The sequence below is a fragment of the Streptomyces sp. NPDC086023 genome (assembly GCF_044540325.1).
Taxonomy (GTDB): domain Bacteria; phylum Actinomycetota; class Actinomycetes; order Streptomycetales; family Streptomycetaceae; genus Streptomyces.
In genome coordinates, this window is the sequence record NZ_JBITRX010000016.1 from 74144 (window position 1) to 87321 (window position 13178).

9 protein-coding genes are annotated in these 13178 nt (G+C 71.7%); 7 read left to right on the plus strand and 2 right to left on the minus strand.

The features are described 5' to 3' along the window. Nucleotides 1-115: 115 nt before the first annotated feature. On the plus strand, nt 116-1633 hold the full coding sequence (locus tag ACIF6F_RS27825; RefSeq protein WP_399952325.1) for an amino acid permease: 1518 nt from the start codon (nt 116-118) through the stop codon (nt 1631-1633). A gap of 86 nt (nt 1634-1719) precedes the next feature. Here ACIF6F_RS27825 and ACIF6F_RS27830 read toward each other — a convergent pair whose 3' ends face one another. After that, on the minus strand, nt 1720-2793 hold the full coding sequence (locus ACIF6F_RS27830; protein WP_399952328.1) for an LCP family protein: 1074 nt from the start codon (nt 2791-2793) through the stop codon (nt 1720-1722). A gap of 292 nt (nt 2794-3085) precedes the next feature. On the opposite strand from ACIF6F_RS27830, the gene ACIF6F_RS27835 reads away from it, so the two are divergent. From ACIF6F_RS27835 to ACIF6F_RS27860, 6 genes are all read left to right on the plus strand, one after another. Further along, nucleotides 3086-4585: a hypothetical protein gene (locus tag ACIF6F_RS27835; protein WP_399952331.1), complete on the plus strand. Its 1500-nt coding sequence runs from the start codon at nt 3086-3088 to the stop codon at nt 4583-4585. A 259-nt stretch (nt 4586-4844) separates the two neighbouring features. Beyond that, entirely contained in the window at nt 4845-6965 is a 2121-nt protein-coding gene (locus ACIF6F_RS27840; RefSeq protein ID WP_399952334.1) for a hypothetical protein, read from the plus strand. An 81-nt stretch (nt 6966-7046) separates the two neighbouring features. Continuing rightward, nucleotides 7047-8558: an SDR family NAD(P)-dependent oxidoreductase gene (locus tag ACIF6F_RS27845; protein WP_399952338.1), complete on the plus strand. Its 1512-nt coding sequence runs from the start codon at nt 7047-7049 to the stop codon at nt 8556-8558. Between the two features lie 5 nt (nt 8559-8563). After that, a complete protein-coding gene (locus tag ACIF6F_RS27850; RefSeq protein ID WP_399952341.1) occupies nt 8564-9439 on the plus strand; it encodes a rhamnogalacturonan acetylesterase in 876 nt (291 codons plus the stop codon). Then, complete coding sequence (locus ACIF6F_RS27855) at nt 9436-10263, plus strand: Ig-like domain-containing protein (protein ID WP_399952344.1); 828 nt, start codon at nt 9436-9438, stop codon at nt 10261-10263. The genes ACIF6F_RS27850 and ACIF6F_RS27855 overlap by 4 nt, the downstream gene beginning before the upstream one ends. 55 nt (nt 10264-10318) lie before the next feature. Then, nucleotides 10319-11929, plus strand: a complete 1611-nt coding sequence (locus ACIF6F_RS27860) for a glycosyltransferase family 2 protein (protein ID WP_399952347.1) — start codon at nt 10319-10321, stop codon at nt 11927-11929. Nucleotides 11930-11974: 45 nt separating this feature from the next. Here the strand turns inward: ACIF6F_RS27860 and ACIF6F_RS27865 are convergent, their stop codons facing one another. Continuing rightward, nucleotides 11975-13015, minus strand: a complete 1041-nt coding sequence (locus tag ACIF6F_RS27865) for a signaling protein (protein WP_399952350.1) — start codon at nt 13013-13015, stop codon at nt 11975-11977. Between the last annotated feature and the right edge of the window lie 163 nt (nt 13016-13178).

Sequence of the window (13178 nt, forward strand, 5' to 3'; positions counted from 1 at the left end):
GGTGGTCCGACCGGCCCATTCGCGTGAAAAGCACCCGTACGGAGCCCCACCAAGCCGTCCCGGGCCGCCCGGATTCCCATGATGGCCATCACGACGAGTGCGTGGAGGTACGCCGGTGAGCACGCAGCATGACACGGGACCAGGGCGGCCCGGCCGGGCCGACGGCATGTTCCGGACCAAAACGGTCGAGCAGTCCATCCTGGACACCGAGGAGCCCGAGCACGCGCTCAAGAAGTCCCTGTCGGCCTGGGACCTGATGGTCTTCGGCGTCGGCGTCATCATCGGCACGGGCATCTTCGTGCTGACCGGCAAGGTGGCCAAGGAGACCGCGGGTCCCGCCACCGCCCTGGCCTTCGTGGCCGCCGGTGTCGCCTGCGCCCTGGCCGCCCTCTGCTACGCCGAGTTCGCCTCGACCGTGCCGGTCGCCGGTTCGGCGTACACCTTCAGCTACGCCTCGATCGGCGAGCTGCCCGCCTGGATCATCGGCTGGGACCTGGTGCTGGAGTTCGCGCTGGGCACGGCGGTGGTCGCGGTCGGCTGGTCCGGGTACGTCCGGTCGCTGATGGACAACGCGGGCTGGCACCTGCCACGGGCCCTGGAAGGGCCCGACGTGCCAGGGGGCACCTTCGACCTGCTGGCCTTCCTCCTGGTGCTGGTGCTGACGGTGATCCTGGTGGTGGGCGTCAAGCTGTCCGCGCGGATCACCGCGCTGGTCGTGGCCATCAAGGTCACCGTGGTGATGATCGTGATCATCGCGGGCCTGTTCTTCATCGTCGGCGACAACTACTCGCCGTTCATCCCGCCCGCCGTCAAGCAGGAGGGCGGCTCGGGGCTCGATGCCCCGCTGGTGCAGCTGATGTTCGGCTACGAGCCCACCAACTTCGGCGTCATGGGCATCTTCACGGCCGCGTCCGTGGTCTTCTTCGCCTTCATCGGCTTCGACGTGGTGGCCACCGCCGCCGAGGAGACCAAGCACCCGCAGCGGGACATGCCCAGGGGCATCCTGGGCTCCCTGCTCATCTGCACCGTGCTGTACGTGGCGGTCTCACTGGTGGTCACCGGCATGCAGCACTACACGGAGCTGTCCACCAGCGCCCCGCTGGCCGACGCCTTCAAGGCGGCGGGGCATCCCGTGTACGGCGGCATCATCAGCTTCGGCGCCGCCGTCGGTCTGACCACGGTCTGCATGATCCTGCTGCTGGGCCAGACCCGCGTGTTCTTCGCGATGAGCCGTGACGGGCTGCTGCCGCGGTTCTTCTCGGTCACCCACCCGCACTTCAGGACGCCGTACCGGCCGACCATCCTGCTCGGTGTCGTCATCGCCATCGTCGCGGGCTTCACCAGCATCAACGAGCTGGCGACGCTGGTGAACATCGGCACCCTGTTCGCCTTCGTGGTGGTGGCCCTGGGCGTCATCATCCTCCGCCGCACCCGGCCGGACCTGCACCGCGCCTTCCGCACCCCCTGGGTGCCGGTGATCCCGATCCTGTCCATCGCGGCGTCGGTCTGGCTGATGCTCAACCTGCCGGGGGAGACCTGGCTGCGGTTCGCCATCTGGATGGTGATCGGCTTCGCCGTGTACTTCCTGTACGGGCGCTCGCACAGCCGGATGAACGAGCGCGGCCGCGTCTGAGCCGCACGCGACGTGGCCCCCGCCTGTCCGACAGGCGGGGGCCACGCTGCGTACGTGCCGGGCCGGACGGGGTGTCCGGCGGTCCGTCAGCCGCCCGTCGCGGGGGACTTCTTGGCGGAGGCGGGGATCTTCCGGTCCTCGCGCACGGCCGCCCACAGGTCGGTGGCCTGCGGTTCCGCGACGACCACGCGGTTGGGGTCCACCTTGTCGTAGGCCACCGGCAGCATGATGGTCTCCATGGTGCTCGCGTCGACGCCCTTCATGGACTTGGCGAAGTCGGCCAGGGCGGTGAGGGAGGCCAGGTCCGAGTCGGTCGTCAGGGACTTGGTGCCGGCGTCGGCGAGCTTGTACAGGCGCGCCGGGCTGCCGAGGGCGTCCTGCTTCTTGATCTCCGTCAGCATCGCGAGCATGAACTGCTGCTGGAGGCCGATGCGTCCGAGGTCGCTGCCGTCGCCGTAGCCGTAGCGGGTGCGGACGAACTTCAGCGAGTCGGTGCCGTTGAGCTTGTGCGTGCCGGGCTCCAGGGTGAAGCCGCCCTTGGTGTCGTGGATCGGCTTGTCCGTGGTGACGGTGACGCCGCCGAGGGCGTCGACCAGGCCCTTGAAGCCGGCGAAGTCGATCTCCACGAAGTGGTCGATGCGGACGCCCGACATCTTCTCCACCGTGTTCACCACGCAGGCCGGACCGGCCACGGTGTAGATGGAGTTGAACATCACGCGCTTCTTCGACGGGAGCGTCCCGCCGTCCTTCTTCCTGCACTCGGGCCGGGTGACCAGGGTGTCGCGGGGGATGCTCACCGCGGTCACCTTGGACCGGCCCTCGGGTATGTGCATCAGCATCGCGGTGTCGGAGCGGGCGGTACCGCCGACGTCGCCGTGGTCGAGGTCGCCGTTGGCGCCGCTGCGCGAGTCCGAGCCGAGGACCAGGACGTTCTGGGCGCCGGCCACCACCTTCTCCGGGCGGTTGTCCCCGATGGCCTTGTCCAGGTCCACGCTGTCGATGTTGCCGTTGAGGTGGCTGTACATCCACCAGAGCGCGCCGCCGCCGACGAGGACGAGGACGAGCAGGGCCAGCAGGATGATCTTGAATGCCTTGCCGCCCCGGCTGCTCTTGCGGGGGGCCCGGCGGGAACGCGGCGGTGCTTCGGTTGCCTGAGTCATGCCGTCTGAAGTCCTTCGATCCCGGTGATCGGTCGTGTGGGTGAGGCGACCGCCACCTCTGCGGGGGACCGGGCGGTCATTCGCTCTCCGGCAGCGGAGCCGGGGGTCTGCACGCTGCGGCCGTGGAGCGATACCCGAGAACTATAGGCAAACGTGCACGTCGAACGGGAGTGCCCTTATCGTGCTCGCGGGTACCGCGAGACGAACCCGTTGTGTCGGGAAAGGGAACCGGGAGGGGCAAGTGCGCGCAGTCGACAGCCGAACCGAGGGTGTGCGCACCGCAGAACCCCGGTTGGACGGCGCAGCGCCGGCGCACGCGGGCACCCGCGTCCTGTTGGTCGCGCCCCATGTGCGGGCCGCCGCCGTGCTGCTGGGGGAGGAGCGGGGGCCCGGTGCGGTCACCGCGCTGTGCCCGGACGCCGGCGGTGCCGAGGACCGGTCCGCGTACGCGCACGCCGCCGCCGAGGCCACCCGGCGCGGCTGCCCGGCCGACGCCGCCCCGCGCCCCCTGCGCCCCGAGGGCCTCGCGGACACCCTGCTGCGGGAGCTGTACGCCGTACGGCCGGACCGGGTCGTCACCGGCGACCCGCACGCGGTGCGCGACGGCGGGGCCGCCGGGGCCTGGGAGAGCGAGCTGGCGCTGGCGGTGCTGGACGCGGTGGAGGAGTACCAGCGCGCCACCGGCACCCCGGTGTTCACGGACTGCCGGGTCGTCGACCACGACGCCTGGCCCGCCGTCGCCTCGCGGCCGCGCTACCCGGCGCCGCTCCGGTGGGCGGTGCGCGGCACCGACGGCCGGGTCACCGCGTACCTGCCGGTGCCCGGCGCGGTGGTGCGCTGGACCGAGGGCGCCGACGGGCGGTGGGGCGGCCCGGAGCTGCTGCCGGTGCCGCGCCTGCTGCCCGGGCTGACCGTCGTACAGGGGCCGGACGGGTACGCGCGGCTGCTCGGGCTGCGGCGTACCACCGCGGGTGCCGACTGGAGCACCGAGGTGGTCGGCGCCCTCCAGTACCAGACCGGGCGGCCGCTCGGGCCCTGGCACGTGAAGAACAACCCGCACCGCTCGGAGCCGGAGCGCGGCAAGTTCATCGGCATGCCGGCGGCCGTCTGCGACGGCGCGGGCACCCTGCACCTCTTCCTCCGCAACGACCTGCACACCCTCAACCACTGCTACGAGCGGGAGAACGGCGCCTGGTCGGGCTGGACCCTGCTGCGCGGCACCCGGGCCTCCGAGGACCTGGCCGCGCTGCGCGTGCCCGACGGCGGCGTCGAACTGTACGCGCGGCTGCGGGACCACGCGGGGACGGTCCGCTGGCACCGCGGCGGGCCGGACGGCGCCTGGGCCGAGGACCGGCGAGTGCCCGTGCACCCGGCGCCCGGCTCCCTGGCCGCCGCTCCGGACGCGGGCGCGCTGCGCTACCGGTACGCCGAGACGGGCGAGCCGTGCGAGTGGCGGTGGGGCGCGCAGGGTCCCGCGGGCCTCAACGCGCCGGGGGTTACCGGGCGTATCACCGGTGTCCAGGGGGTTCCGGTGGGCGGCTGGAGCTGCACGGTGCTGGCGGCCGAGGACGAGCGGGGGACGTGTGCCATCGGCACGTACGTCGACGGGGCGCCGGAATCGGGGGTGTGGTGGTCGCCGACCGGCCGGCGAACTCTCGTACCGCCCGCGGTCGTCCGGGACCGCACCGGCCGGGTGATGATCGCCACACTGTCCCCTTCCGGGCGTCTTGAGGTGACCCGGCAGATACCGGGTCAGGCCCTTGACTTCGCAGCGTGGGAGACCATCGGGTAGCGGCCCCGGGGTCGGTGCGGACGGTGTGACGGCTGTCCGGGTTGCCCGAGTTATTCCGGCGGTTACATGCCCGTGACAATCCGGCGGGTACTATTCCTCACTCCAGGTAAAGCTGAGGTGAAGGCTGGAAGTCGACGCGGGGAACTCGGCCTGACCGTCACCGCGGGTGCTTCTCCGTCCTGTTGATGTGGCCTCAGCCGCCTCCCCTTCTGACTCTTTTGCCTGGTGTCCGCAGCGCCGACGAGAGAAGAGGACGACTGTGATCGCCGCGCTGATCCGCCATGCGGAGATCAGCAAGGACAAGAACGTGCTTGTCCTTCTCACGCTGCTGGGCAGTTACCTGGCCATGCTGGTCTCGGCCGTGCTCGGGTACTTCTGGGTCTTCACGGGCGCCCTCGCGCTCAGCTACCTCTCGGACATCCACCTCCACAAGCACGAGCCGGACCTCATCAGGTTCCTCGGCAAGCTCAAGTGGGGCCTGTCCATCCGCGTCCTGGTGCGCGAGCTCTCCGTCCTGGTGATGCTGCGCGGCGTCGCGGGCATCGACGGCGACGCGTTCGTCGTCGTCTTCCTCGGCTTCGTCGCCGTGCACTCGCTGCGCCTCGTCTGCACGTTCCTCTGCATGTTCATCAAGCGCCGCCGTGCGCTGCCGGTCCGCGTGCGCAACCTGGACCTGAGCAAGCTGAACATGCCGGAGCCGCCCCCGCCGATCGCGTTCAAGAGCCACGAGCGCAAGCTCCTGTACCTGGACACCGCGGTCATCGCCGGCGCCCTCGCCTCGCACTACACGAAGATCATCGGTTTCGGCGTGCTCGGCGTCGCCCTCGCCGTCACCCTCGCGGTCGTCGGCATGCTGATGCTGCTGCCGACGGTGAGCCAGTGCCGCCGCGTCCCCAGCCACGAGCGGACCTTCAAGATCCTCAACCAGCAGGTCGCGAAGTACAAGCCCGAAGTGGTCCTGTACTTCAGCTACGCCGCCGGTGCGCGCGACTCCGCCTACCAGGTCAACATGTGGCTGGACACGCTGGCCCGCCTCGGCCGCCGCCCCCTGATCGTGCTGCGCGAGGTCACCACCCTGCGCTTCCTCGCGTACACCCCGCTGCCGGTGGTCTGCATACCCAAGGCCGACGACCTCTCGCTGCTGGAGCTGCCCGAGGCCCGGGTCATCCTCTACCCGGCCAACGCCGGCAAGAACGTCCACATGCTCCGCATCGCCGAAGCCAAGCACGTCTTCATCGGCCACGGCGACAGCGACAAGCTCGCCAGCTCCAACCGCGTCAGCAAGGTCTACGACGAGATCTGGACCGCCGGCGAGGCCGGCGAGGACCGCTACCAGCGCCTGCGCGGCACCATCCCCGCCGCCGACCTGGTCCGCGTGGGCCGTCCCCAGCTCAGCGCCGTCGAGACCGTCGGCCCCCGGCCGCGCGAGCACATGACCACCATCATGTACGCGCCCACCTGGGAGGGCTGGACCGCCGACCCGTACCACACCTCCCTCGTCCTGATGGGCGAGAAGATGATCCGGATGCTGCTCAACCTCGACCAGCCGGTCCGCGTCATCTACAAGCCCCACCCCCTCACCGGCAAGCGCTCCATCCAGGCCACCCGCGCCCACCGCCGCATCATCGCGATGCTGGAGGCCGACAACGCCCGCCGCGAGAAGCAGGCCGGGGCCGCCGCCAAGGCGATGGCCCAGGGCGACAAGCGGCTCGCCGAGCTCGAAGGGCGCATGGGCAAGCTCAAGGCCTGGACCGTCGTCGGCGTCTACGGCATCTGGGACAAGGACCGCGCCGCCCTCGCCAAGCCGCCGAAGGAGTCCTGGGAACAGCTCCAGGGCGAGTGGCACGACACCTTCTGGCAGTCGCGCGGCCACGACCGCCACCAGGTCGTCACCGGCCAGCTGCCCTCGCTCTACAGCTGCTACAACGAGTCGGACATGATGATCAGCGACATCTCCAGTGTCGTCTCCGACTTCGTGCAGAGCGAGAAGCCGTACGTCGTCTGCAACCCCTCGGACATGGACCCCGAGCTGTTCAAGCAGCTCAACCCCGCCGCCTCGGCCGCCTACATCCTCGGCCCGTCCTGCGCCGACCTCCAGACCGGGGTCGACGCCGCCCGCTCGGGCGGCCGGGACCGGCTCGCCGACCACCGCGCCATCCTCAAGCGCTACCTCCTCGGCGACGGCGACTCGATGGTCCGCTTCAACGACGCGGTCAACGCGCTGTTCACCAAGGCCTCCGAGAAGTTCCCGCCCGGCGACGTCGCCGAACCGATCCTGGCCAACCCGTTCACCCGGGGGCAGACGGTCATGCACGACGCCACCATGCCGATCCGCGTGATCAGGCAACACCACCCGAACTCCATGGAGCAGTACTTCTAGGCCCCTCCAGGGCCTGCCCGTACCGCTCGGGCCCGCGCCGGCGCCCACCCCTTCACCAGACAGCAGAGCCGAGGAGTCGTCTTGTCCCTCACTGCCCGAACGATCGCAGTCGTCCTCGCGGGCGGCACCGGCCAGCGGGTCGGTCTCGCCATCCCCAAGCAGCTCGTCAAGATCGCCGGGCGCACCATCCTCGAACACACCCTCGCCGTCTTCGAGGAGACCTCCTCGGTCGACGAGGTGATGGTCGTGATGCACCCCGACTACGTCGCCGACGTCGAGGCCATCGTCGCCGCGGCCGGTCTGCGGAAGGTCAGCCGCGTCATCGCCGGCGGCTCCACCCGCAACGAGACCACCTGCCGGGCCATCGACGCCATCTCGGCCGGGCTCGCCGAGGGCGAGGCCGACCCCAAGGTCCTCTTCCACGACGCCGTCCGCCCCCTGCTCTCGCAGCGGGTCATCGACGACTGCGTCGCCGCCCTCGACAAGTACGAGGCCGTCGACGTCGCCATCCCCTCGGCCGACACCATCATCGTCACCCGCACCCACGGCGAGGACGGCGAGTTCATCACGGACATCCCGGACCGCTCCCGGCTGCGCCGCGGCCAGACCCCCCAGGCCTTCCTGCTCTCCACCATCCGCCGCGCCTACGCCGTGGCCGCCGGCGACCCGAACTTCGAGGCCACCGACGACTGCTCCGTGGTCCTGCGCTACCTCCCCGATGTGCCCGTGCACGTCGTCGAGGGCGAGGAGCACAACATGAAGGTCACCCACCCGGTCGACATCTTCATCGCCGACAAGTTCTTCCAGCTGGCCCACCAGGCCGCGCCCGCCCACGGCGACGACGACACCTACCGCGCCGCCCTCCAGGGCACCTCCCTCGTCGTCTTCGGCGCCAGCTACGGCATCGGTGCCGACATAGCCGACTTCGCCGAGTCCTACGGCGCCACCGTCTTCCGCTTCAGCCGCTCCGGCACCGGCACTTTCGTCGAGGACCCCACCCACGTCGAGAAGGCCCTCGCCGAGGCGTACGAGAGCGCCGGCCGCATCGACTACGTCGTCAACACCGCCGGCGTGCTGCGCACCGGCAAGCTCGCCGAGACCGACCACGCGACCATCGAGAGCGCCACGCTCGTCAACTACCTCGCCCCGGTCCACATCGCCCGCGCCTCCCACCAGTACCTCGCCAAGACCCGCGGCCAGCTGCTGCTCTACACCTCCAGCAGCTACACCCGCGGCCGTGCCGGCTACAGCCTCTACTCCTCCGCCAAGGCCGCCACCGTCAACCTCACCCAGGCCCTGGCCGACGAGTGGGCCGCCGACGGCATCCGCGTCAACTGCGTCAACCCCGAGCGCACCCGCACCCCGATGCGCACCAAGGCCTTCGGCGACGAGCCCGCGGACTCGCTGCTCACCTCCGAGTCCGTCGCCCGCACCTCGGTCGACGTGCTCATCTCGCAGCTCACCGGCCACGTCATCGACGTACGCCGGCAGGACCCCTTCAAGACGGTGGCCGTGCCCGAGGGCGACCTCGCCGACGCCTTCGCCAAGGGCGACGAGCGCGACGCCGATGCAGAGGACGCCGAGGGGATCTGAGCGCGATGACGGCGATGCAGGGGCACGGCGGCCCCCGGCGGCGGATCTTCCTCGCGGGTGACTCCACGGTGATCACCCGCGGCGTGGACTACCTGCCGATGGCGGGCTGGGGCCAGATGCTCCAGCTGTTCTTCACGCCCGACGTCGAGATCGTCAACTGTGCGCGCGCCGGCGCCAGTTCGATGAGCTTCTTCGACCGCGGCCGGTTCCAGTGGATCCTGAACAACGTCAGCCCCGGCGACTACGTGATCATCACGTTCGGCCAGGTCGACTACAAGCCGGGCAAGGGCCTGTACGCCGGCCCGCACGCCGACTACCAGCTGTACCTGAAGGCCATGGTCCAGCTCACCCGCGAGCACCAGGCCCACCCCGTCCTGGTCATGACGCACGAGCGGCGGAAGTTCGACAAGCACGACAACCTCATCCGCTACATCACCACCTACCCGATGGCGATGCGCGAGGTGGCCGCCGACACCTCCACCCCGCTCATCGACCTCTACGCCCAGAGCCTGGAGTGGTGGGAGGCCCTCGGCCCCGACGTGAGCAAGGACCTCTTCACCCACCTGCGCCAGTACGAGAACCCGCTCGCCAACATCAAGGGCTGGGACGACACCCACTGCCGCGCCGAGGGCTGCACCGAGTTCGCCCGGTTCATCGCCCGCGCCATGCGCGACCAGGGGCTGATCCCCGCCCACCAGGTGACCGGACTCGACCGCACGGAGTTCACCGCCGAGGAGATGGGCTGGGTCTCCGTCGCCGAGTCCGACCGGCGCGCCAAGGAACGCGTCGCCGCGCCCACCGAGGACGCCAAGTCCCGGGTCGCCGGTGCCGTCCGCGCGCCCAGCGGCCCCGGGGTCGCCAAGCCGGGAGTGATGAAGTGACCTACCTGCTCACAGTCGTGAAGGTGGCCGAGCCCGGCCGACCCGGCAACTCCGCCGTCGCCGCCGTCCACTCCGAGGTCCACCCGGCCCTCTCCGCCGCCCCCGGCCAGACCCTGCGCCTCGCGCTGACCGTCCAGGCCGCCCCGGGCGCCCGGCACGCCTACGGCTACCTCGACACCCGCCCCTTCGGGTTCGGCGAGGCCGCCGACGTCCTCGCCGTCCAGGGCGTCGAGTACCTCCCCGAGCGCCACGCCTACCGGGTACGCGCCCAGGGCGGCGCCGCCGAGACCGGCTACCTCACGCTGCGGATCCGGCCGGAGACCGCCGAACCCGTGCTGCGCCCGGCCATCTCCGCCGCCGTGCCCGGCGAGGAGCCCCGCAAGCTCGTCCGCACCGATCCGCTGGCCGACCTCGGCGTGCGCATCCGCCGGTTCCACGTACCCGGCCGCGCCCTGAACGTCGCCCCCCACACCGCCCACCTGCCCGCCCTGCTCGACCCGCGCCAGGGCATGCCCCCGGGCACCGCGCTCACCGGCCACGGCCAGGCGCGCCACGGCACGGTCTCGGTCACCCCCGAGGGCGTCCTCGCCTACCAGGCCGCGCCCGGCGCCCAGGGGTACGACGGCTTCGCCTACACCCTGCGGTCCCCGCACGGCGAGACGGCCGAGGGACAGGTCGTGGTGTACGTCGGCGACCTGTCGGCCACCCCCGGCCTGCTGACCCCGCCCGGCGCGAACGGCGCGGGCACCACCGCCCACCTGCCCTGGCGCCAGCCGAAGATCATCGGCGAACTGCCCTGGCCGCCCGAAGCCCGCACCGGCTGACCGGCCCCGCCGCCGGCCCCGGACCCCGGCCGCCCAGGCCCCGTACGCGACGAAGATGGTGAACCGCCCCGTGAACCCCCAGGACCAGCCCGACGTCAGCGTCGTCATCGACGCGGCGAACGCCCTGCCCGGCCTCGCAGACTGCCTCACCTCGGTGCTGGCCCAGGCCGAGGAGGGTTTCCGCGTCGAGGTGCTGGCCTTCGACCGGGGCTCCCAGGACGGCTCCCGCGAACTGCTCCAGCAGTGGGCCGTCCAGTACCCCGGCTTCCTCCGGTTCGCCGCCCTCCCGCCGTCCGAGACGCCCGCCGAGGCCCGCAACACCGGCATCGAACAGGCCACCGGACGCCACCTGTTCTTCCTCAGCGGCACCGACCGGCTCACCCCCGGCGCGCTGCGCCGGATGGTCGCCACCGCCGACCAGAACGAGGCCGACATCGTGCTCGGCAAGGTGGCCGGCCTGGACGGCCAGAAGGTCGGCACGTCGATGTTCGCCCGCAACGCAGCCGACGCGGACGTCTTCGCCTCCCGGGTCTACTGGTCCCTCAGCCCCGACAAGCTGTTCCGCCGCACCCTGGTCGAGCGCTGTTTCCTGCGCTTCCCCGCCGACTGGCGGCTGGGTGAGGAGGTGGCCTTCACCGCCCTCGCGTACCTGTACGCCGACCGCGTCTCGGTCGTGGCGGACACCGTCTGCGTCCAGCAGGCCCGCCGGGTCGCCGGGGTCAACGCCTCCCGGTTCGGCGGCTCCCTCACCGACCGCATGGCCATCACCCGGCAGCTCGTGCAGATGGTGGCCGAGCGGGTCCCGCCGGGCCCCGGCCGCGACCACGTGATGGCCCGCCACTTCGAGCTGGAGCTCGGCAAGGCCACCGGCGCCCCGTACCGTGCCAGCAAGGACACCGAGCTGCGCTGGCAGGTCATGTCCGAGTGCCGCGAACTGCTGGAGGCGTACGGGACCCCGGGCGTGTTCGCCAAGCTGCCGCGGCCGCTCTCCGTCCGCCTGGAGCTGATCCGGCTGGGCCGGTTCGCCGAGGCCGAGCGGCTCGTCGCGTACGAGCTCGACAAGGAGAAGCCCGAGCAGATCATCGAGAACGGGCGGGTCTTCCGGAAGTACCCCTACTTCCGCGACCCGGACGTGGGCGTGCCCGACGACCGGTACGAGATCACCCACACCCTGCGCGCCAGGCACCAGCTCACCAAGGTGACCTGGACGGACGCCACCCTCCAGCTGCTGGGCACCGCCTACATCGAGCAGCTGCCGACCCGGGACCCGAACACCCGGGTGGTGCTCCGCGAGCGCCGCACCGGCGCCGAACTGCGCTTCCGCACCTTCGCGTTCGACTCGCCCAAGCTGAAGGCGGCCTCGCCGAAGATCGAGCGCGGGCTCGCCTCGTGGGAGGCGCGGATCGACCTGTCGGCCGCCGACGGGCACCGCCCCATCACCGGGGGCCTGTGGGACGTCTTCCTCTCCGTCTCCTTCCAGGGGGTCGCGAAGGAGGTGCGGCTGGGGTCCTCGCGCGGCGACGCCGTGACCGACCGCAGCCGGCAGGGCGTCGTCGTCGGCCCCGCGGACGCCATGGGACTTGAGCCGGTCTGCCACCTGTACGCCACCAAGGCCGGCAACCTGACCCTGGAGGTCTCCGACCGGCGCCCGCTGCCCGGCGCCTGAGCCGGGCGGTCCCCGCCCCTCCGGTACGGGGTTTCCGCGTCCCGGTCAGCCGCCCGCCGGGCCGAAGGCGTGCACGGCCAGCCTGCGGTCGCCGGAGTCGCCGGTGGCGAAGCCCACGCAGAGCCTGGGCCGGTCCGTCACCCGCACCGCCAGCCCCTCGGGCTCGCGGTAGGGCAGCGAGAGCGCGGCGGTGACGGGAGCGCGGCCGTCGACCCGGCCGGTGCGCAGGTCGACGGCCGACAGTACGGTGTTGCCCCCGGAGGAGCGCGGGTTGCCGCCCTTGCCGCCGGTGAACTCGTTGCCCGTCACCTGGTACACGTGGTCGCCGTACAGCGCGCAGCCCTGGAAGGTCTCGTCCGGCTCCCGGCCCGCCTGGCGGACCGCGTACAGCTCCTCGTACCGTCCGGCGGCGAAGGAGTCCGCGGGGTAGACGGCGTACCACTGCCGGTCGGGCCTGCGCGCGGTCTGGTAGGCGACCATCACGCGGTGCTCGACGGCGTCGTAGACGGGCTGGTTCGCGAACGAGCCGGGGACCGGCCGGTGGTGACGGACCGACGGGTCGTCGCTGTCCAGCACGGCGCCGGGCTCGAAGGGGATCCGGGCCACGGCACGCCCGTAGCCGGTCGTGGGGTCGGCGTCCGACTCGGTCCACAGCCACACGCCGCTGCGGGTGGGCTGGACGCCCATCGAGACGCCGTGCCCGAAGCCGCGCAGGACCATGTGCTGGAGGTCGCCGCCGTCCGCGGGGACCCGGGTGACGCACAGGTCGCCGCTGCGGGCCCGCACCTCGCTGGAGAAACGTTCCGCCTCATCCGGCAGGCGCAGCCCGCCCTGGACGAGCTGGACGGTGTACACCTCGCCGCGGGTGTCGTCGAAGGCGAAGGACTGGGCGACGGTGGTCTGGGCGAGGCGGGTGGGCGCCAGCACCTCGGTGGTGTCGGCCGCGTCGAACACGCCGACGCGGGTGGGCTCCTCGGGGCCGCCGGCCAGCCGGCCGGCGAGCAGCCCGCCGGAGACCACGACGGCGGCCGAGCCGCCGGCCATCAGGAGCGCGCGGCGGGACAGCCGGGTGCGCGGCCGGTGCATGGGGCGTCCTTCCGCCTCGGGTTGACGTGGCACCAGGTCTCCTGGTGGGTGCGAGACCGGGCATTCTTCCACGCGCCCGGGACGGGGCCCAATCCGGTACGGGGTCCCCCCGCCCGGTCCCGTACGGCCGCCCGAAGATCCGGCACGGCTGCCCGGAAAGACG